Here is a 21693-nt window from a genome sequence, read left to right as displayed (position 1 = left end):
CCCGCAGGACTTCGAGGAGCACCATGACGGGCGACCCGACGTTCGAGGAGAAGGTCATCGCGATGATTGCCCAGGCCGTGCCGCGCCGGTTCCGCAAGGCGGCGATCACACCGGAGCTGAGCCTGCGCAAGGACCTGGGCATCGACTCGCTCGGCGTGGCGAGCCTGCTGTTCCGGCTGGAGGAGACCTTCGGCGTGGCCCTGGACGAGCTCGCCTCGGATGTGGACCTGGGCCGGCTCCACACCGTGCGGGATGCCATCGACATGAGCCGGCGCCTGGTCGAACAGGCCCGCGCGGCCGGCCCTCGGGCGGAGTCGGCATGACGCAAGGCCCTCCACCGCGCATCATCGACGCGCACTGCCACATCGCCTCGGAGCGGTTCATCCCCCGCTCCTTCATCGACGGCGTCGTGGCCAACGGCGTCGCGGCCCTCACCGCGCAGGGCGTGCGCGCCACGCCCCAGAAGCTGGCGAACGCCTACCTCCAGAAGCTCCAGGACCCGCTCTGCGACCAGTTGGTGGCGGAGATGGAGGCCGCGGGCATCGAGTGCGCGGTGCTGCTCGCGGCCGACTACAGCTACGCGCTCACGGACTGTCCGCTCACCGTCGAGGAGACCCTCCTGGCGCACGCCGAGGTGCTGAAGCGCCACCCCGGGAAGCTCGTGGTGTTCGGCGGCGTGGACCCCCGGTGGGGGAAGGACGGAGTGGACCTGTTCGAGCGCTCGCTGGTGGAGTGGGGCTTCAGCGGATTCAAGGTGTATCCCCCGTGCGGGATGAGCCCCAGCGCGCCGGAGCTGTTCCCCTACTACGAGCTGTGCGCGCACCACCGCGTGCCGGTGGTGGTGCACATCGGGCCCACGTCACCGGTGCTGGCGTTCGACACGTCGACGCCGCTGATGCTGGACCTGGCGGCGCGCTCGTTCCCCACCGTCAACTTCATCCTCGCGCACGGCTCGGTGAGCTACCCCGACGAGTGCGCCATGCTGTGCGCGTACCGGCCCAACGTGTACCTGGATGTCAGCGGCTATCAGAGCCTGTTGAGGACGTCGTCGGACGAGGCCCTGCGGCGCGTGGTGGCTCGCGGCATCAACCACAAGGTCCTCTTCGGCACGGACTGGCCCGTGTTCCGCATGCAGGGGGACCAGCGTGCCTTCGTGGACGTCCTCACCGCCGCGGATGGCCCGCTGTCACTCATCACCGAGCTGGAGGCCCGCCTGGTCCTCCACGACAACATGGCGCGTCTGCTCGCCGGAGCTGCTGGGAACGCCTCGAACCAGGCTCGTGTCGCAAGCCGTTGACGCTGTCTCCACCCCGGAGGATGGACCATGACCACTGCCCCCGTCGTCGAAAACCCCTCATTGGCGAGTCGAGGTCCGACGCGCCCGCTGATCCTCAGCGACCGCCAGGGCTTCGACCGCCGCTGGTTCGCGCCGAACCTGAAGGCTGTCTACGTCCCCACGCACCCGGAGCAGGTGCTCGCCATCGTCAACGAGGCGCTGTCGACCCATGGGCGCAACGTGAAGATCACCTCCGGCCGCCATTGCTACGAGAACTTCGTCTACAACGACGAGACGGCCGCGGTCATCGACATGTCCGCGTTGAACCAGGTCGGCTTCGACAACGCGAGGCAGGCGTACTTCGTCGACGCGGGCTGTGAGAACTGGACCGTCTACCGCACGCTGCTCAACACGTTCGGGAAGACGCTGCCTGCGGGCTCCTGCTACTCGGTGGGCGCGGGCGGGCACATCACCGGCGGAGGCTACGGGCTGCTGTCCCGGCTGCACGGACTGACGGTGGACCACCTGAGCGCGGTGGACATCGTCACCTGGGACGCGGCCGCGGGCCGGGGGAAGCTGAGCCATGTCTCCGCGTCCAGCGCGGACCCGGACGAGAAGGACCTGTTCTGGGCCCTGCGCGGCGCGGGCGGCGGCAACTTCGGGGTCATCGCGCGGTACTACTTCCAGCAGCTCCCGGACGCACCGGACCACGCCACGCTGTGGACGCTGGCGTGGGACTGGTCCAGCCTGGACCTGACGGCCTTCACGAACCTGCTCGCGGAGTACGCGGACCTGGTGACGACGCTGCCCGACAGCAACTTCACGTTGCTCAAGTTGAACCACGTCGCGGCGAGCCAGGTGGGCATGGTGTTGCAGGTGACGTCCCCGGCCGGGACGAAGCATGACCAGCACCGCAGGCACGCGGAGGACAGCGTGGCGCGCATCCAGAAGCGCTTCGCGAAGGTCGCCCGGTCCAGACCGCTGGTGAGGCCGCTGGGAGGCCACCCGGGGATGATGACGCACCTGCTGGCCAGCGATGAGGCCCAGCACATCACCTATCTGGAGGCGCTCCAGACGCTGAACGGCTCCGGGCCCAACCAGTTCGGCAAGTACAAGTCCGCGTACATGAAGAAGGCGTTCCCGGCCGAGCAGGTGACGGCCATCTACGAGTGGCTCCACCGCTACCCCGCGGGGATTCCCCAGGCGGACATGGCGCAGAGCCTGCTGCAGGTGGACAGCTACGGCGGGGCCATCAACTGCTACCCGGCGGACTCGACGCCGGTGCCCCAGCGCAGCTCACTGATGAAGCTCCAGTACCAGACGTACTGGAACAACGCCTCCAAGCCCGGCGAGGGCCTGATGTCGCCCTTCCGGGAGCAGGCCGAGGCCCACGTGAGCTGGATCAACGGCTTCTACAAGGACGTGTACGCGGCGTACGGCGGGACACCCAATCCCACGCGGGACTCCACGGGCACGGTGGACGGCTGCTACTACAACTACCCGGATGAGGTGCTGGGCACCCATGCCCGGGGAAACGTGGACCAGGCCCTGTGGCTGTACTTCCTCCAGAACTTCCGTCAGGCACCGCGCAACCTGGTCAAGGTGAAGCGCCGCTGGGACCCGACCAACTACTTCCATCACGCCCAGTCGATTCCGGTGAGTTAGTGATAGGCTTTCGAGCGACCCTCCTGCAAGGGAGGGCCTCCACTCGAATGACAGGCAAGGAAGAGCCCATGCGCTTCGGACAGCTGACGCGGAGTCTGACGATTTCCATCGCGGTCCTGACGACGGCCTGTGGAGGTCCCGAGGCTTCAGGGGAACAGGAAGCGGACGTCGAGTCCCGTCATGCCGAGGCGCCGCCCGTCTGCGACTCCGAATTCAACATCCACTACTTCAGCGACGAGACGCTCACCACCCGCGTCGGCTCCTGGCGGTGCGTGTGCGGCCTGCCCCAGGGCAGGACGGGCTATACGACGCCGTATGTGAAGATCCTCATCCCCGAGACACCCTGCGAGTCCATCGCGCGCTGACATGGGAACGGGACGGCCGGGAAGACAGTCTCCCGGCCGTCTGGACCTCGGTGCGCCAGTCTTCGTTCCGGATGAAGTCTGCCGTGCCTGTATGTTCGGCCAACTTGCATGTTGGCCCAAGTAGGCGGGGCGACATGCAGAGGCTTGGCGTGAAGCTGAAGCAGGAGGAGAAGAAGGCACTGGATGCACGGATGCGCCGGGGCAGCGCCAACTTCTATCTACTGCGTCTTCGAGCGCCGCCCGCTAACTGAGGAGTGCCGAAGTGACTCTGAATCGCAGCAACATGAGTCATCAAGGAACCAGGCATCCTCGTCACCTTTGTCATAACAACCGAGGCCACTGGGGTCTGAGATGACTGCCTTCATCTCGATGGCCCGCAACTGCGTACGCCCCTAGGCAACACCGCCGTATACCCCTGACACCCCACACGTGCGCAGTCTCACTCGCCCAACGGCGAGGCTCAGAGAATAGCGACATTCGCTACCAAGGCGCATGGAGAACACCAGAAAGCACTCTATTCCTTCCTACAAGCCAGCATGCTATAGTGTTCAAAAATGGGGGATGCATGTCAGACTGGAGCAACAGGCCGCATGTTGTTGGTGCAACTGTCCACTTCCCTGAAGCGCTGGAGCGCGTAGAGCGCCAAGCCGACGATGAAATCCGGCATGGTCGCCCCTTCACCAGACGAAATATCCTGCGAACGACTGGTGGGATACTTATCGCCACCGTCCTACCTATCTATACGACGGGTTGTTGTACGGAGGACGAAGCAGAGTGCCCCGCCGATCTTCAGAAATACCTAATCCTTATCGCCAAGGCGGTTCAGATCGTAAGCCAAGTAATCCAAGGCGATTTGAAGTTAAGCGACAAGAACGACCGGTGTCGAGTCTACGAGTTCGCACTGGACCTCTTCAAGCAGTCAGACATCTCCACGGGTGTGGCTGTCTCACAGGGAATACTGGAAATCGAGAGTTGCCCTGGCAAAGAAAGCATTCGCCCTCTTGAGGAGGCACGATTGCTCTCTCAGAAGACTGGGATCCACCTTATTCAAACCACTTTTGCGGGTGGAAAAGTCACCTCGAACGACTTCGACATTCGAGGGTAAAATGCACCCCTTGAGCCTCCCTTTACTGGCTCTAACATGTCTGCTCCTGATGGGGTGTCCACCGCTATTCGGCGACGACCCAGCGATATGCGATGACCTGGAAGATACGGGAGAGTTGACCATCCCTATATTGGCATCGACATATTGCAAAAACAGCGGCCAGAAAGTAAACCTTGAAAACTACTGTGAGTGCAGCGCTCCGAACGAGTCGTACAACAAAGAAACTGGAGCCTGCGACGCCTGCGACAAATACTCCTGCGTTGACAGAGAATGTGGCAGCGATGGGTGTGACGGAAATTGCGGCAGATGCCTTGGCGGACTGAGATGCATTGAGGGCAAGTGCCAACCGTGTGAGGGCAACTGTCGTGAGCGACAGTGCGGCGACGATGGATGCGGACGTCCTTGCGGCTCATGCGAATCCAACTCAATCTGCGACAATGGCCGTTGCGTCTCATCTGACAAATCGAATCTCGTCACCGACTGCAACTGCGCCGATGTGCCCGCAGGAGCACAGCCCGGGGCTCGGCGGTTTGACACACGATGCCCGACAGGTGTTGTCCAATTTGAGTACTGCTCTCCAACACAAATGAAGTGTACGGCGCCTGGCGTGCAAGCCTGGAGAGAAACCTGTCTCACCGTCCCGACCGGCCAGTTCGTGACAGCATGCAACTGCTGGCAACCTCCCGCTGGCAGATATGGCCAGATTGGAGAAGGCGTACGCATTGAAGCACAGCAATGCGCGGGCAAAGTGGCTGAACTGCAGGCGTGTCGCGATGCCTTCGGCGGAATGTACCCTTGCGTCTGCGGTTATGATCCGTTCGGGAACCCCGTTTTTTGTCAGTGGCCCGTCTGGACTGCTGTTTGTTCAGAATGTAAGGCCGATTGACACTGTCCCATGCGGGGCTTCGCGCCGCTCACCGGCAGGTCTGGGCCTGAGTGTCGAGGGCACTTGCGCGGATTTGTCCGCACAGGTGTCCCTCTCCGACCCGCCGGGCATGCTGCCCCGGACGAGAGGGACCGCCTGTACCTGCTGGACCAGTCGTTCTGGAAGTATCCCGAGTCGCTCGCCAAGGCGGTCGTGCGTCACTACGCGCCACGAGTGCCGCGCCGCGCCGGGTGAGACGCGGGTGCCCTTGGCTACCGGACGCTGCTGAGCTCGGCGACGCGCGCCTGGATCCACGGCAGGAAGCTGGAGACCTGGGTGTAGACCCCCGGAAGCCCCGCCCTCGCGCAGCCCACGCCGAAGCTCGTGATGCCGTGGAGCACGTACTTCGTCCCGGACTTCACGACCAGTGGTCCCCCACTGTCTCCCTGGCACGCGTCCTTGCCCCCCTGCGCGTACCCGGCGCCCAACATCGTGGGGCCGTCGATCTCGATACCTTGCGTGCGATAGCTCTGCGCCAGGGCTCTGTCACCGACGATGGGAACACCGACCTGCAGCAGGATGCTGGAAGAGTCATAGCCCCCCTCTCGCGTCAGGCCCCAGCCCGCGATGGACGACATCGTGCCCTCCGCGAGCTCCGCGCCCACGGCCGGAAGACACACGGCCTGGACGCTCAGCGCGTCGGTGAGGGACACCACGGCGGAGAGGTTGGGACGCTGGGGCACGGCGGGCTCGCCACACGTTCCCCCGATGCGGATGGGGCGCTCCAGCTTGAGGACGGCGATGTCGTTCTTCGTCGTGTCCCAGTCGTACTGCGGATGATAGACGGCTTTCGCCACGCGGACGGCCACCTGCGCGGACGTGGGTCGATAGAAGTCGTGGGCTCCCGCGACCACCGTCACGCCCGCGTATCCATCCACGACACAGTGCGCGGCGGTGAGGACGATGTCGGTCTCCTGCTTGCTACCCACCCGGATCAGGCTGCCACCACAGAAATGGTTCCCACCCTGCTGCAGGCTGACGATCCAGGGCCACGAGCCGGGACGCGCCTCGACGCCTCCCACGATCTCCTGCGTCCCCTGCTCCAGGGCCTCGGGCATCTCCAGCTCCGACCCACCACACCCCAACAGCCCGACCGCGACCACCACACGACTCACGAAACGCAATGCAGCCTCCAGTTCCAGATGGGCCCGGACGACTGCAATGCGTGAACCAGGGGCCACCCAGAAGGAGCCCCGCGCGCGAACCCCGACAAGGAGCATCGCTGACACGTCATGCGCTCCGGGCGCTTGGAGCGTTGACGCGTCAGCTTCCCCCTGGGCAGTCCCGGGCTCAGACGAAGACGAAGTCGTCGTCGTCGTCCGAGTCCTTGCCCTTCTTGCTGTTGTCCACGGGAGGCTGTGGCTTCGGGAGCTCCCCGCTCTTGACCAGGGGCTTGGGCGAGTCGAAGTAGTCCTCCACGATGACGAACTCGTCCATGAACTGTCGGTTGAGGTTGTCCAGGACCTGCTGATGCTCCGCGCGGAACCCGACGGCGGCGTCACGCGGGTGGCGCGCCGTGGGAGGCAGGGCGCCATCGTTCGCGACGAGGTGCCGCGCGATCTGGATGATCCACGGACCGCAGCTGTGCTGGCCGTCCTTGTAGCTCCCCATGACATCGTCCTGGTAACGGATGCCGGAGCGCTCGACCAGCAGGTCCGGGAACGCGCGCCGCAGCGTGCCCAGGTTGGGGACCCCCTGCGGCCCCAGCGGGTCGACGAAGAGCACGCGGGCCTGGCCCCGGACGCCTCGCGCCGGAGGCGCCACCTTGATGTAGATGAGCCCCCAGTGGTTGCCATTGATGTTGTAGGGCTGGACGAGGACGCGGGGCGGGCCATCCGCGACCATGCCCTGGAGCGCCTCGTCATACGTGTCCGGCGCGATGCGATTGAGCACGTAGAGGTTGATGCCACGCAGCACGACCACGTTCGGCACGCCGCGCAGGTAGTGGCGCAGGAGCGTGTCGATCTGCTGGTCCGTGTAGTAGTGCGCCCCCTCGATCTTGTCGTGGTTCTCGAAGGCACTGGAGGACGAGTCCTTCGTCGAGGGCGAGGACCCGCCCGTCGTCGTGGAGGCGGTCTGCTGCGTCGTCCCCGTCGACGGGGACGAGGACACGGGCTGCAGGCGCTTGAGGCGATCCCGCTCCTCCTTCTCCTTCTTCGCCGTCTCCTCGTCCTTCTTCAGGATCTCCATCAGGTCCGGCGGCGCGCGCAGGTCGACCCGCAGGACCTTCCCCTGGTTGCCGGCGTTCAGGAGCGGCTCGGACCAGTCCTGACCCGAGCCCTTCCGGGCGAAGAACGAGGACGACTGGAGCCCCCCTGGCATGCGGCCACCGAAGAGCTCGGGACGCGGCAGCGGGCTCCCATGCCCCATGCCCATCAACAACCGGCTCGCGGGCAGCTCGGACATCACCCCACGGCCCGACCTGGGCTTGGGAGGATTCTTGAGGGTCTTGCATCCCCCATCACAGCGGGGATTGACGCAATGCTTGCCCGAGAAGGACCAGAGCGGCTCCCAGTAGTTGCGCAGCATGTCGCCCACCGCGACCGGCCCCTCCACCAGGTAGTTGAACTCCGAGAGGAAGCCTGGATACAGGTTGTCGGACCCGACCACGTACGCCTGGTCGTCGGCGATCATGATCTTGGAGTGGTTGCCCGGCGCCGACGGGACCTTGGGGAAGACCGCGCCACTGGCCTTCTGCACGGACTCCACCGCGTTGCCGATGATGCCCTTGACCGGCGGCACCTCGGAGAGCGCCTTCTGCTTCAAGGTCGCCGTGTAGCCCTCGGGCGTCAGCTGCGGCCAGAAGTACGACTCCCCCTCCCGCGTCTTATCCCGGGGCACGTCCGTGTAATAGAACGGCGCGATGTGCAGGCGGTCCAGGGCGCGAAGCCGCCGCTCGGCATCCGGCCGCAGCGCGTCCTCCAGCGTCCTCGCCATGTAGTACTGGAACAGCTCGAACGTGCGGCACGCGCCCGAGCCGAACGAGTACTGGTCTCCTTCCGCGCCCGCGCCCGCGTCCAGGGGCGACACCACCACCTGCACCACCAGGTGCGGGTTGACGAGCAGCGACTCCATGATCCAATGACAGACGACGTGCGAGGACCACTTCTTCTTCCACGCGCTCACCAAGTCCATCTGCGACAGGCGCAGCACGTCCGTGCAGCCCATGATGAGGTTCTCCTTCATGAGCTCGGACGCCTTCTCGTAGTCTTCCTTCATGTCCGAGCCGGACCAGTGCTTGCCGATGGACAGCACGCGCGTCGCGCGCTTGTACTCCCCCATGCCCGCGTAGCCGATGGTCCGGTCCTCCTCGAAGACGGGCTGCTCCAGGTCCCTGAGCGTCTGCAGGTCGTCCTCGCGGATGACATCCGGCAGGAGGTCCTCTTCGGTGTCCTCCTCCCAGACGGTGGGCAGGGGCTCGTTGCCGATCCGGCGGCGGGCGCGAGGACTGTCCACCGGCAGACCGCCGATGTGGATCCTGGAGAAGAGCTCGTAGCGCTGCGCGCGCAGGTCCTGGGCCTCCTTCAGGTCCAGCGGGTCCAGGGGCTTTCGCACCTCCGCCTTGTCGTCGTCCCCGTTCACCCACGTCAGGGTGTCCGGGTCCAGGCGCTCCTTGGTCACCACGTCCGTCCTGCAGGACCACATCCGGTTCAGGAACCGCTGCGCGCCCAGGGCCCCCGCGCCGTGCATGACGACGGACACGTCGTGCACGGGGGGATAGCTGGTGAACAGGTCCATGTTCAGGTTGTGCCCGCCGACCAGCGCCTCGGCGCCATCCGAGGCGACGATCTTCGAGTGGTTCCACGTCATCTTCGTGAAGTCGTCGTCGGAGTCCGGCGCCAGCCACGACGGCAGCGACGCGCTGACGAAGGCGGAGAAGCCCGACAGCAGGCCCTCCTGCAGGCGGTAGAACTTCGCCATCCAGATCTCCGGCACCGCGCCCCAGTCCTTCTTGCGAGAGCGCACCAGCCGGATCAGCGCGCCCTGGAAGTCGATGAGGTTGGGCGACGTGCCGTCCTTGAGGAGCATGGGCGTCTGCCCGAAGAGGAAGCGGATCTGGATGGGCTTGCCCTTGTTGGCGGACATAGCCGTGTCCAGTGCCCCCAGGATGATCTTCGCCCAGGCGGGGTCCGGGCTGTTGAGGGACGCCACGTCGCAGCGGAAGCGCGTCTTCTGGAGGACCTCCACCAGGGCGCGCTCGAAGTCGTTGGTGCGGCGCCGGGCCTCCTGCATGATCTCCGGGCCGAACGGCAGCCCCCAGATGCGGGGCGTGTCCAGCAGCCGCACGTAGCAGTCGTGGCTCACGTGCGTGAAGTACTTGTCGGGCACCACGGACAGCACGTCATCGATCTTGCTCATCGTCGTCGAGCTCCACGCCTGGAGGGGTTTGCGATGTCTCGGTGGCCGCGCGGGCTCACAGGAAGGTCCAGTCGATCCACCCGTCCCCGGCCTGTTCGATGGTGCAGGGATAGGTCAGGTTGTAGGGAGGCGTGCCCACCACGTCCTCGAGGTAGTAGCGGTCCCAGGTGCGCATGCCGTGGATGGAGGAGACGCGCCGCACGGACTGGCGCAAGGGCAGCCGGGACGTGCGGACCTCACCGAGCGCCATGGTGTCGAAGTGGGAGTGCGCCGTGTGGATGCGCCTGCGCAGTGACTTGACGCCCTCGCGCACGCGGCTTCGCGTCTGGAATTCGGTGTCCCACTGGGTCAGGTACCCACGGGCCATCTTGTAGACGAGCCGGGGGACCGCGCCGACGTCGTCGCTGACCTTGGAGGCGTCATAGAGCCCGTCCGTGGTGTAGATGCCCGCGACGGTGCCGTGGCGTCCCCGGATGGCGTAGAGCTTGTACCCCTCCGGCTGGGGCAGTTCCTGACGGACGAGGGGGTCGGCGAGCTGGCGGTTGTTCGCGAGCGTCGCCCAGGTGCTCCCCAGTCCCCGTCCATCCTCGATGTCCTGGTGTGCCTGCTGCTTGGTCATCCGGGCGTTGGGCCGGGGAATCACCGCGCTGAAGCCCGTGTCCAGGTGGTCCCACGCATAGACGCCGACGTAGTTGGCGACCTGGGGGGCCAGCTGGGTCTGGATGCTGTACCACTCACCCATGCCCGGGACGGGGTCGATGGCGAAGATGTTGATGGGGATGTTCTTTCGGGCCTCTCCGCCATAGGCGTAGAGGAACCAGGCGGCCATGATGGCCTCGACGCCGCCACGGCTGTGCCCGATGAAGTTGTATTGCTCCGCGCCGCTGGCCGCCGCGAGGCTCGCGCCGTGGAGCGCGAGCGCGGCGTCGGCCCACCCCAGGCCCTGGTTCGCCATGCCGCGTTGATCGCCCTCGGAGTAGCCCGACACGTATTTGCGCAGGTCTCCGGGAGTCAGCTCCAGGTTGCTGAGCAGGGGGTCGCAACGGTCCATCTGGTCGTACCAGTCGTTCTCACCCACTCCTCGCACGGAGCCGCTGCGCTTCGTGTTGCGCAGCCCGCCGGAGATCTCCTTGTGGATGCGCACCGGGATGTAGCCCGTCTGCGGGTCGAAGATGTTCTTGTCGCTCTTGAGCTGGCGCTCGGTCTTGGACAGGAAGCGGACCAGCGAGGTCTTGTAGTCCCAGTACCGGGTCTCCTCGCCTTCGTCGCGCGCGCAGCCGGTTCCACAGAAACACACGGTGAAGACGTCCTTCGGCATGCCAGTTCCGTCCGGGTCGAGGAGGGGGTGCGCCCCCTATTGCCAGCGGCGTGCCGAGGCGGCTCCACACGGTGCGCCCCGGTCCCTCCGCCAGGGACGCGGTCCACGAGGACGCGGCTGCGTCGCGGTGGTACGCGAGCCCGGCGCCAGAGGGGTAGACAGGCACCCGTGGCGTGTCCGGAGTGACGTCGGACCGGCAGTGCGTCCTGGCGGGACTCAGGCGGAGGTGCGGCGCCGCTCGCTCGAGGGCTCCAGGCGGGCGGCGGCCTCGAGCCCCCACACCGTCTTCACCTTCACGTTGGTCACCTTGCCCGAGCGCTCCAGCACGCCCTGCCCCACCAGGAACAGCGCGCCGTGGAGCTCCTTGCGGCAGCGCTCGTAGACGTCCGGAGGCACCACGAGGTTGGCGATGCCCGTCTCGTCCTCCAGCGAGAGGAAGCACATGCCGCGTGCGGTGGGAGGCCGCTGGCGGCAGATCATCATCCCGCCCACCGTCACTGTGCGCCCGGAGGCCACCGTCTTCAGGCCCTCCGCCGTCACCGCGCCCTGGCGCTTGAGCAGCGGGCGCACGAGCTCCAGCGGGTGTTTCTCCAGGGAGAGGCCCACGGTGTCGTAGTCCGCGCAGACGCGCGCGTACACGTCCATCGAGGGCAGCTCCACCTTCGTGCCGTCCATCGACATGCCGAAGAACAGGTCGTCCGAGTCCAGCGGCCCCAGCGCCTGGAGGTCCCAGAGGGCCTGTCGTCGTGAGCCGCTCAGCGACGCAAGCGCGCCGGCGAGGGCCAGGCGAGTCAGCTCGTGCCGGGGGATGCGGGCCCGCCGCGCCAGGTCTCCGACGTCGGTGTAGCCGTGCTCGCCGCGCCCCGTCTCCACGCGGCGGCCCGCGGCTTCGCCCAGGCCGCGCACCATCCGCAGCCCGAGCCGCAGCGCCCTGCCCTCGTCCTCCAGCGTGCAGTCCCACCGGGACACGCGCACGTCGACGGGGCGCACCTCCACGCCGTGGCGTTGCACGTCCGCGACCAGGGTGTGCGGGGCGTAGAAGCCCATGGGTTGGGAGTTCAGGAGCGCGGTGGTGAAGGCCGCCGGGTAGTGGCACTTGAGCCAGCTGGACGCGTAGGAGATCAACGCGAAGCTGGCGGAGTGGCTCTCGGGGAAGCCGTAGTGCGCGAAGCCGCGGAAGTTGTCGAACCACTCCTCGGCCTGGGCGCGGGCGTAGCCGCGTGACAGGCAGCCCTCCACGAAGCGGCCCCGGTACTGGAGGAGCATCGACTCGGCGCGCTTGTGGCTCAGCACGCGACGAAGGCCGTCCGCCTCCTCGGCGGAGAAGCCGGCGGCCACCATGGCGAGCTTCATCGCCTGCTCCTGGAAGAGCGGCACGCCGAGCGTCTTGCCGAGGATCTCCTTCACGGCCTCGCTCGGATACACGACGGTCTCCTCGCCGTTCCTCCGGCGCAGGAACGGGTGGACCATCTTCCCGACGATGGGGCCGGGGCGGATGAGGGCGATCTCCACGACCAGGTCGTAGAAGGTCCGCGGCTTGAGCCGGGGCAGCATGTTCATCTGGGCGCGGCTCTCGATTTGGAACACGCCCACGGTGTCCGCCTCGCACAGCATGTCGTAGACCCTGGGGTCCTCGGCGGGGATGGTGGCCAATGACAGCTCACGGCCGTGGTGCTCGCGAATCAGGGTGAAACACTTCGAGAGCGCGGTGAGCATGCCCAGGGCGAGCAGGTCCACCTTGAGCAGGCCGATGGAGTTGATGTCGTCCTTCTCCCACTGGATGACGGTGCGGCCGGGCATGGCCGCGTTCTCCACGGGGACCAGCTGGGTCAGGGGCTCGCGGGTCATCACGAAGCCACCGACGTGGATGGAGAGGTGTCGGGGGAAGCCTTCCAGCTCGGAGGCGAGGGACAGGGTGCGCTGGACGCGGCGGTCGAACGCGGACAGGCCGGCCTCGAGAAGGACCTCTGGCGTCACCTCGAAGCCGTGGGCGGCGGAGACCTTGGAGAGCCGGTCGACCTGGTCCAGGGACAGGCCCATGGCCTTGCCGGCCTCGCGCAGGGCGAGCCGTCCCCGGTAGCAGATGACCTCGCACACCATGCCGGCGCGGTGCCGGCCGTGCTTCTCGTAGACGTACTGGAGGACCTCCTCGCGCCGCTCGTGCTCGAAGTCCACGTCGATGTCCGGGGGCTCCCTGCGGGCCATGCTGAGGAAGCGCTCGAACAGCAGGCCCATGCGCACCGGGTCGATGGCGGTGATCTGCAGCGCGTAGCAGACCGCCGAGTTCGCCGCGCTGCCTCGGCCCTGGCAGAGGATTCCGCGTCGCCGCGCGAAGCCGACGATGTCCCAGAGCGCCAGGAAGTAACCCGCGAAGTCCAGCGCGGCGATGAGGCGCAGCTCGTGTTCGATCTGCTTGACCACCTCGGGGGGCACACCCGCTGGGTAGCGGACGGTGAGCCCTTCGTAGGTCAGGGCGCGCAGGTGCTCGTCCGCGGTGCGGCCCGGGGGCAGGTCCTCCTCGGGGAAGCGGTAGCGCAGGTCGTCCAGGGAGGCGCGGCAGCGCGAGGCCAGCTCCACGGTGCGCTCCAGCGCGTCCGGCCGGTCCGCGAACAGGCGCGCCATCTCCTGGGGGCCCTTCAGCGTGCGCTCCGCGTTGGGCATCAGGCGCGTGCCCACGCGGTCCACGGTGGTGCCGTACCGCACGGCGGTCAGGACGTCCTGGAGCGGCTGACGGCGTCGGTGGTGCGTGTGCACGTCGTTGTGCACGACGAGGGGGGTCCTCAGCTCTCGGGCCAGTGCGACGGCTTGCGCTTCGCGCGCGGAGTCTCCGGCGGACAGAGTGCGGCACAGGCCGACGTGGAAGCGCTCCGGGAAGGCCTCCGCGAGGGGGGCGATGCGCTCCAGGGGGGCGGGTTCGGGGAGGAGCGCGAGGAGGCCCCTGGAGCGCTCCGCCAGGGCGCGCCAGGGCAGCCCGGCTTCACCCTTGGGGTGGGTCATGCGGCTCTGGGAGACCAGGGAGCAGAGGTTGGAGTAGCCCCCGGCGTCCGCGGCGTAGACGACCACGCGAGGCCCGTCCTCGAGCGTCAGCTCCGCGCCCAGGATGAGGCGCAGGCCGTGCTCCTTCGCGGCCAGGTGGGCCTTCACGGCCCCGTAGAGACCATCCGCGTCCGTCAGCGCCAGGGCGCGCTGACCAAGCCGGGCGGCCGTGACGATGAGCTCCTCCGGGTGCGAGGCCCCGCGCAGGAACGAGAAGTTGGAGCGACAGACGAGCTCGGCGTAGTCCACGCCCGATCAAGACACTGACCGGCCGTTCAGGCGCCAGGTCGGATCTTCGTTCGACGTGCGAGGGACTTGGTGGGTTCGGTTCCGCTGTTTCCACGTGCTTCCAGAGGGACCCGCGAGGACCGAGCCTCCTTGACCTGCGGCTTCGTCACTTGATTGAACGGGCGTGACCATGAGCTCGCGCGCCTGTGCGGCACTCCTGCTGTTCCTCACGGCGTGCGCCACGTCGGCACCGGGTCCGAGGGAACTCGGACCTCGGACCTCGGGCCACGCGGCTCGCCAACCTCCAGCGGGCGGCGGAGCTGCCGTGGAGGGATGATGGACGATGCGTCGTCCGCGAGGCCTCCCAACCGTGGCCCGTACTCGCGGAGCGCTGCTTCCACGCGCTCGACCATGACCGGGTCCGGTTCAACGACCCGACACGGAGATGCACGGTCGCGTCGGCGGGCGCGGCGGCCCTGGGTATCGGCCTGTGTGTCCTGGCCGCGCCCGAGATTGTCGTGGGCGCGGTGATTGTCTTGGGTGTCGTGGTGGTGGGGGTCGTCATCGAGGAAGCGCTGGAGGCGTATGAGCTGCGGGGGAGCAGCCCGGAGAATGACGAGGCCTCGCTCCAGACGAAGCCGGCCCTGCGGGAACCTTCCGCGAATCGAAAGCGCGAGCCAGCGGGTCAGGACGCATTCCCACCAGTGCCAACCGAGCCTGCGGAGCAAGAGCGTCGTCCGGAGTGCCGGCCCATCCCTGTGCCACACGCAGGGAATGATGCTCCGCACAACGCGTGCGCCGACACGTTTCCTCCAAACCGTTACCCTGGGATGGACGTCATCGTGAACGGAGTGCGCTTCGATGCGCTACAAGTCGGCGCGAGCGTGCTGTGGGAGATCAAGACCCATCAGTTCGACACGTACAATGCATTCGTCCAGCGGCAGGAGATTGAGCGAGAATATGCGCAACTCGGAAGAGAGCGCGCTGCCGCTGCGGCCTGTGGATACAAACTCGTCGTGGGAGTGAGTACCCAGGCGCACAGAGTCGCGCTGTTGCGACGAGATCAGTCTCTCACCATCGTTGTCACAGGCTGCAGGCGATGACTCAGCAAAAAACTCTCATTATCACTGTCTATGCACCCGCGCTCGCAGGTAACGACGGCCGCCCACTGTCTGTCATCCATGGAATGGAGAAGGCGCTCTCCGGCCTTCGACTGGAGTGGCGACTCTCCACCGGAGGGCGCCCCGTCGCATTGCCTCAACGAGATGAGTGGCTCTCAAAGAATACAGTAGATGGAGGCTTCCCTCTCATGTGTAACGGGGACATGGGCTTTCCCGTGACAGTCTCTGGTTCGGAAAGGGATGGACTCTTCAGCCCAGGCGGCCATGCACAGTTTCAAGTGCATGCGGAGCTGCCCTTGGAAAAACCCGTGATCGCGGCGGCGACGGCGATCTTCGAGGGCATGGCAGAAGGAGCCCGCGCATTCTGGGGACGTGCGACGCCCGACGACGCCGCAACTGACATCGCCCATCAGACAGCCCCCACACTGCAAGGGCCGCCGTCTCCACTCAGGGGACTGCCCGCCTTGAAGCTCTTCGAGGACATCCGCTCGCCCGAGATCCCCTACTACCTCGGGTGGCTGAATTACTGGTCGGAGGCCGCCGCCAAGGCCATTGGATTCCCAGACCCTGCACGAGACGCAGACCTGCTCTCCCGGTCGCGGCGCACGGCATCGGGTGGGTGGGTCGTGCAACTCACGGACGCTCCACTCGATCTCGACAACCCCGCCCACCTGGATGCCCTCAAGCGAACTTATGAGCGTTTCCCGCAGATCGGCGGCCGCTCGGACTTGAGATAGATTGTCCCACCAGGAGGTGGCCATGACCTGGGTACTTCAAGCAGCGGTGGTGCTGTCGGTCCTGATGGGTCTCCTGGGAGCAGTCTGGGCAATCGTCTTCGGCTACCGCTACGCGCGAAAGTGTCGACAGGCCGCCGCTGAAGCAGCCCTCGGCATCTACGGCCAACGCGAGCTCGAACTCACCGGCTTTCGCGGCTGGCTGGCGGATTGGGTCGATGGCACCTCCAGCGAGACCTGTGCCTCCAGTTCGGACGCGTCTCCCAGCATGTGCCAAGACACCTCCGACTCGGCCCACGCGTCCTCGGACTGAAACCACAGGCATCACCCGGGGTGACGGAGCCCCCGTCCGAAACACACCCCGGGTGACAGACCCGCTTCACGCGAAAGGGCCCGGGTCGCCTCTGGTAGCGTCGTGAATACATGCTGCCGCAGCTCGTGACGCCTCTCCTCGACCCGGCTGAGCCGGACCTGTCCATCGCCTTCGAGCGCAACCTCGTCGACGAACGGCTCCGCGTGGCCCGACGCCTGGGCGCGCTGCGCTTCTTCGGTGTGCTCGCCTGGCTCTGCTTGAGCCTGAGCCTCTCGTGGCCCGCGTCCCCAGTGGCGCTGGGCGTCTACCTGGTGCTCGCGGGTGTGCTCTGGGCGGCGGCGGTCTTCACTCGCGGGTACCGCTATGCGGGCCTGGCCGTGGCGCTGGTGGACGCGCCCATGGTCTTCATCCAGCAATACGTCACCCTCCTGGCTGATGTGCCCGCGGATCTCGTCGGCCCCATGTCCTGCGGGGTGTTCTGCGTGCTCCTCGCGCTGTCGGTGCTGTCGCTGGACGTGGGCACCGTGGCGCTCTGCGCGGTGATGAGCATGGGCTTCTCGGTCTTCCTCATGAGTCAGGGCACCGCCGAGGACTGGAGCCTCGCCCCCGTGCTCGTCGTCATCCTCGGCGTCACGGCCCTGACGCTCGCCTATGCCACGCACCGCATCCAACACCTGCTGCATGGCATCTCCCGCGAGCAGGCTCGCCGCGAGCGCCTGGGTCGCTACTTCTCCCCCGAGGTGGCCCGCCACATCGCCGATCGAGGCACCGGCCTCGCCACGGGCCAGCATCGCGAGGTGACGCTGCTGTTCTCCGACATCCGCGGCTTCACCTCCATGTCCGAGCGGATGGACAGCCCCCAGGTGGTCGCGCTGCTCAACGAGTACCTGTCGCGCATGGTGGAGGTGGTGTTCCGCCATGGCGGGACGCTCGACAAGTTCATCGGCGACGGCATCCTCGCTTACTTCGGCGCCCCCCTGGACCACCCGGACCATGCGCGCGCGGCCGTGTCGTGTGGACTGGAGATGCTCGACGTGCTGGCGGCGCTCAACACGGAGCGCGTGGCGCGGGGCGAGGAGCCACTGCAGATCGGAATTGGCATCCACACCGGCCGCGTCGTCGTGGGAGACGTCGGCAGCCCTCAGCGGCGCGAGTACACGGTGATCGGTGACGCGGTGAATCTGGCCAGCCGCATCGAAGGGCTCACCAAGCAGGTGGGGACGCCGCTGCTCGTGTCCTCATCCACGCGCGCCACCGCGGGAGAGACCTTCACCTGGTCTCCTGCCCCTCCGGTGGCGGTCAAGGGCAAGAGCGAACCCGTCGCAACCTTCGTCCCCTCCACGGCCATCGCGCCACCGACAACGCCCGAAGGAAGGCCGGTCATCACCCCGCACGCCTGATTACGGCTTCGCCTTCACGGCATCGGCCAGTCGCCGCGACTTCGCGTAGAGCTCCGCCGCGATCACCGCATCCCCCAGCGCGGCATGGCATTCAGCCAGGCTGTCCCAGGCATTGGCTGACTCCGGATGAAGCACGGTGTTGAGGGTGAACACCTTCAGCGCCGCGCGGTCGCCGAGGTTCTCTCGGACGGAATAGCCGGCGCTGTTGATCGCGCGCTCCAACTCCTCCGTGGCGACGCCGCTGCCGTCGCGCAACCAGGTCTTCAATGCCGTGTCGTCCGCGCCATCATCAGCGAGGGCATGGGTGATCAACCGCTCGGACAGCGTCTCTCGAGGAAACAGCCGTGGCGCCACCTGCGCCATGGTGCTGTCCACCAGCGTGCGTGACCAGACATTGCGCACGCTGCCGTTGGTGAAATAAACGAACGTCCAGGTGTCACCCGCCAGCGAGTCCTTGAACAACAGGCGAGCCCGAACGCGAGTGCCACCGTCGTGGCTCATCTGCCGATAGTCGCCGCTCTGCCCGAACTCCCAGCCACTGATGAATCCACTGTCGCGACCCGTGCTGAGCTTCCGCGGCTGAAACAGCGTCTGGAGCGTCGCCCGACGCACCAGATTGCCGGCGGCCAGCGCCTGCAGGAAGCGATCGAGATCTCCCACGGTGGTGTGCAGGCTGGCATGCCCCAGCGCATAGGCGGGCCAGGCGATATCATCCTCCCGCCGCAGCGCGCCGTCCTTGCCGATGTACCCCCTGGCCAGGCGCGCGGAGGGCACGCCAGCAGGTCCCAGCCAGGTGTTGCGCAGCCCCAGTGGCTTCAGGATGCGCTGGCGCACGATGGCCGCATAGGGCTGACGATAGTGCGCTTCCAGCAACGCGGTCAGCACCAGGAAGTTCGTCTGCGTGTAGCGGTTGCTGCTGCCGGTGGCGAACTGCATCGGCGTGTCCGCCAGCCCCGCGAACGCCGCCTCCAACGTGGGCGCAAGCCCCGCGTGTCCCTTCGACACCAGGGTCCCCTCGCGGTTCTCGAAGTACTCCGGCACACCGGAGCTGTGGTTCAGGAAGTGGCGCACGCTGATCGCCTTCCACGCATCGGGAAGCTCGGGCAGATAGCGGCTGGCGGGTGCATCCAGCTCGACACCGCCCTGCTCGACCAACTGCATCACCAACACACTGGCCAGCAGCTTGGCCAACGAATAGGCGTTGAACACGGTGTCGGTCGACACAGGCGCGTGGCGCTCGACATCCTTTTCACCGGTCGCGGCCTGATAGACGAGCTGACCGTTGTGGCGGATGAGCACGGCCTGACCCGCGATACCGTAGCGCTCGCGGTTGCGCTTCAGTTGCGCGTCGAGGCGAGTGGTCAGCTCTGGATTCGCCGCCGGAGCAGCCAACGGCCCCACGGCAAGCACGCAGCAGAGCACGGCGACAAGCTGGCGAGACATCCCGGTGTTCCTTCCAGAGGTGGAAACACACCTTAAGGAGCCCCCTGGCGCTGGGTCAATCCACGGTGAGCGAGCCGGTGCACCCGCCCCGAGCGCCACGCGACGCACCTGCTCCGCGCGTCGCATGGCCACCGCTACGCGGTACTTCGACTCAGTGGATGTTGAGACACCCGTCGCTCAAGTCGACGCCACCGAGCACCTCCACGGGCTCGACGGGGATGATCTCCAGGGAGTCGAAGGACTGGTCCTCGCGGCAGACGCCCCGCGCCAGGTTGAAGCCGGGCTTCAGCGCCTCCAGGTTGGTGACGAGCCCCCTGTTGCGCAGCCACGCCAGGACGTCCTCCGTCACCTCCGGCACGTAGAGCACCGCGTGGTGGATGGAGAGTCCCTGGAGGGCCTCGTCGTCATCCAGGTCCATGACGCCATCACCGTCCACATCGTCGTAGACAGCGAAGTACCCCGTGCCCAGCAGCCCGGGATTCAAGTGGTTGAGGGCCGCCGTCGGAGGTGCGTCCTCCAGCGTCAAGGTGAACGCCCCAGGAACGCTCCCGGTCAGCAGGCGGTTGCCCTGGGAGACGATGACGTCCCCCGATCCCATCCAGTTGTCCCAGGCGATGGTCACCTTGCTGCGACCCGAAACCATCGCGGGCTCCAACGACGTCACCTGCCCGCTCAAGGTGTAGCCCTCGGACTCCTCCGTCGAAGGTCCCGGCTTCTTCTCGGCGTCATCTCCACAAGCGGTGAGCATGGACGCAGCAAGGCCCGTCGCGACAATTGCGATGTAACGGTTCATGGATTGCTTTCGTGATGGCGCAGTGGCGTTCGCGCCGCGCGGCCACTCGCCAGGAGACACTCGACGACATCCGAGCACTGCGCGGCTGAGCGCCTCTCTAAAGAAGCGCTGGCACCACCGCAAGCACGTAGAAGCCCACACGCCGACCGTAGAGGTTGCGCCTCAGGCGACGGGGCCATCCGCGAGCAAGAAGAGAGCGCCCGCGACCACCGCGACGACCTTCTCGAGACCAGGGACGAGCACGGGCGCGAGCCGAGGCGTGGTGGTGCCATCACGCCCCGATTCATGCGATGACGCTTTCAACGAGGAGGGGCCTGGTTGCCTGTGCGCCGCACCAGTCCGCGGACTCCATGCACTGAGTCGTCTTTGACTCGGCATACACCAACGCCCATCGAGGCCTCCTGTCCATACCACTGCGGGGTGAGGGACAGATTTACAGCCCGGACTTATGTATGGATGAAGGACATGCTGGCGCACCCCACGGGGTGGCCTGACCAGGAGGAGTGGATGTTCAATCCGACGGACTTCAACACTCGAGAGCTCGTGGTCCGGGACAACGCAATCATCGCGCTCGGCAGCCAGCGCTCCGTTCCGAAAGCCCTCGAGGCGAGCCGCACGTCGATGCTCGAGTTCGTCCAGGCCGACGCCATGGCGCTGTGCCTCATGCGCCTTGCGCCCACGCTCGACTTCCGCTGGCACGTCCCCGGCCACCGCATCCCCATCCTCGAGGAGTATGCCGGCCTGGTCGACCATGACTTCCTCCGGGACCCCATCCTCGCCAAGCCCGGCGTGCCCATCTGCGATACGCAACTCCTCTCACGCCGGGACTACGAGCGCACCCTCGTCTATCAACGCAGCCGGGAGCTGGAGCAGCCCCTGGAGCACATCATGGCCGTCCTCGTGCCCATCCGCCCGGGCCTCGTCGGCGCCCTCGCGTTCTACCGGCACCAGCGCTCGCCCTTCCCCGACCAGAGCGTCACCGCCCTCGCCAGCGTCACCCGGCACTTCGCCAACACCCTCGGCAACTGCCAGGACTTCCAGGACATGACCGCCGGCGCGCAGCTGCTCCAGGAGCTCTACCAGCGCGACGACTCCGCCTTCATCATCCTGGAGCCGCCCAGGCGCGAGGTGTTCCGCTCCCAGCACGCCACCCATCTGCTGGAGCGCTGGTTCACGCCGTCGGAGCTCCACGCCTCCGGGCTCCCGTTTGCCTTCAAGGAGCAGCTGGACACCCTCATCCGGATGACCCCGGACGAGCGGCTCGGCAAGAACCTCTGGGTCGTCAATCATCCCGACGGCTACCGCACGTGCCGGTTCATCGAGCTGCCCGCCAATGACGCTCCTCGCCAGTGGGCCCTCCTCTTGACCGAGCTCCCCCACTCCATCCCCCTTCCCCTGCACATGCAACGCGAGCTCACCACCCGCGAGCTCGACATCGCGAAGGGCGTGCTCCGCAACTGGTCCAACGGGCAGATCGCCGACGACCTCAAGATCTCCGACCAGACGGTGAAGACCCACGTGCGCAACCTCTTCGGCAAGCTGGGCGTCGACGACCGCGCCGACTTCCTCTACCAGCTCGCCCTCCTCAGCAAGCCGGTGTGACGCGCCCCAC

At 66.6% G+C, this 21693-nt stretch carries 16 protein-coding genes; 10 read left to right on the top strand and 6 right to left on the bottom strand.

The genetic code is table 11. The annotated features are described in order from the left end of the window. The first annotated feature begins 23 nt into the window (after positions 1–23). The 5 genes from AC6JA9_RS20850 (at position 24) to AC6JA9_RS20830 (ending at position 4411) form a co-directional block, all read left to right on the top strand. Complete coding sequence (locus AC6JA9_RS20850; RefSeq protein ID WP_046713658.1) at positions 24–323, top strand: acyl carrier protein; 300 nt, start codon at positions 24–26, stop codon at positions 321–323. Further along, a complete protein-coding gene (locus AC6JA9_RS20845; RefSeq protein ID WP_267696285.1) occupies positions 320–1297 on the top strand; it encodes an amidohydrolase family protein in 978 nt (325 codons plus the stop codon). Before AC6JA9_RS20850 ends, AC6JA9_RS20845 begins: the two co-directional genes overlap by 4 nt. Before the next feature lie 27 nt (positions 1298–1324). After that, entirely contained in the window at positions 1325–2941 is a 1617-nt protein-coding gene (locus tag AC6JA9_RS20840) for an FAD-binding oxidoreductase (protein WP_497960538.1), read from the top strand. A 47-nt stretch (positions 2942–2988) separates the two neighbouring features. Then, entirely contained in the window at positions 2989–3306 is a 318-nt protein-coding gene (locus AC6JA9_RS20835) for a hypothetical protein (protein ID WP_223748746.1), read from the top strand. A 565-nt stretch (positions 3307–3871) separates the two neighbouring features. Then, a complete protein-coding gene (locus AC6JA9_RS20830; RefSeq protein ID WP_483577862.1) occupies positions 3872–4411 on the top strand; it encodes a hypothetical protein in 540 nt (179 codons plus the stop codon). A 1137-nt stretch (positions 4412–5548) separates the two neighbouring features. On the opposite strand, the gene AC6JA9_RS20825 is transcribed toward AC6JA9_RS20830, so the two are convergent. The 4 genes from AC6JA9_RS20825 to AC6JA9_RS20810 all read right to left on the bottom strand — a co-directional run bounded on the left by AC6JA9_RS20825 (position 5549) and on the right by AC6JA9_RS20810 (position 14298). Continuing rightward, on the bottom strand, positions 5549–6451 hold the full coding sequence (locus AC6JA9_RS20825; protein ID WP_483577861.1) for a serine protease: 903 nt from the start codon (positions 6449–6451) through the stop codon (positions 5549–5551). A 175-nt stretch (positions 6452–6626) separates the two neighbouring features. Then, positions 6627–9422: a phospholipase D-like domain-containing protein gene (locus tag AC6JA9_RS20820; RefSeq protein ID WP_497960535.1), complete on the bottom strand. Its 2796-nt coding sequence runs from the start codon at positions 9420–9422 to the stop codon at positions 6627–6629. A 328-nt stretch (positions 9423–9750) separates the two neighbouring features. Further along, a complete protein-coding gene (locus AC6JA9_RS20815) occupies positions 9751–11013 on the bottom strand; it encodes a Tat pathway signal protein (RefSeq protein WP_223783202.1) in 1263 nt (420 codons plus the stop codon). Positions 11014–11229: 216 nt separating this feature from the next. After that, positions 11230–14298 (bottom strand): error-prone DNA polymerase, encoded by a 3069-nt coding sequence (locus tag AC6JA9_RS20810; protein ID WP_267696293.1) that lies wholly within the window; start codon positions 14296–14298, stop codon positions 11230–11232. A 497-nt stretch (positions 14299–14795) separates the two neighbouring features. On the opposite strand from AC6JA9_RS20810, the gene AC6JA9_RS20805 reads away from it, so the two are divergent. The 4 genes from AC6JA9_RS20805 (at position 14796) to AC6JA9_RS20790 (ending at position 17845) form a co-directional block, all read left to right on the top strand. Then, positions 14796–15380, top strand: coding sequence for a DUF6310 domain-containing protein (locus AC6JA9_RS20805; RefSeq protein ID WP_497960532.1), 585 nt, complete (start codon positions 14796–14798; stop codon positions 15378–15380). Continuing rightward, a complete protein-coding gene (locus tag AC6JA9_RS20800) occupies positions 15377–16135 on the top strand; it encodes a DUF5953 family protein (RefSeq protein ID WP_223783199.1) in 759 nt (252 codons plus the stop codon). Before AC6JA9_RS20805 ends, AC6JA9_RS20800 begins: the two co-directional genes overlap by 4 nt. A gap of 22 nt (positions 16136–16157) precedes the next feature. Beyond that, a complete protein-coding gene (locus AC6JA9_RS20795) occupies positions 16158–16445 on the top strand; it encodes a hypothetical protein (RefSeq protein WP_267696295.1) in 288 nt (95 codons plus the stop codon). 110 nt (positions 16446–16555) lie between these two features. Next, positions 16556–17845 carry an adenylate/guanylate cyclase domain-containing protein gene (locus AC6JA9_RS20790; RefSeq protein WP_267696296.1) on the top strand — a complete coding sequence of 430 codons (1290 nt, stop codon included), beginning with the start codon at positions 16556–16558 and terminating at the stop codon, positions 17843–17845. On the opposite strand, the gene AC6JA9_RS20785 is transcribed toward AC6JA9_RS20790, so the two are convergent. Together AC6JA9_RS20785 and AC6JA9_RS20780 are read right to left on the bottom strand one after the other, a co-directional pair. After that, complete coding sequence (locus AC6JA9_RS20785) at positions 17846–19288, bottom strand: serine hydrolase domain-containing protein (protein ID WP_267696297.1); 1443 nt, start codon at positions 19286–19288, stop codon at positions 17846–17848. Positions 19289–19439: 151 nt separating this feature from the next. Further along, a complete protein-coding gene (locus AC6JA9_RS20780) occupies positions 19440–20081 on the bottom strand; it encodes a hypothetical protein (RefSeq protein ID WP_223748755.1) in 642 nt (213 codons plus the stop codon). A gap of 507 nt (positions 20082–20588) precedes the next feature. On the opposite strand from AC6JA9_RS20780, the gene AC6JA9_RS20775 reads away from it, so the two are divergent. Next, complete coding sequence (locus AC6JA9_RS20775; RefSeq protein ID WP_267696298.1) at positions 20589–21683, top strand: helix-turn-helix transcriptional regulator; 1095 nt, start codon at positions 20589–20591, stop codon at positions 21681–21683. Positions 21684–21693: the final 10 nt, after the last annotated feature.

The organism is Myxococcus sp. MH1 (assembly GCF_059738865.1).
The sequence above is the reverse complement of the archived record's forward strand: the minus strand, read 5'-3'. Positions and strand labels throughout refer to the sequence as shown.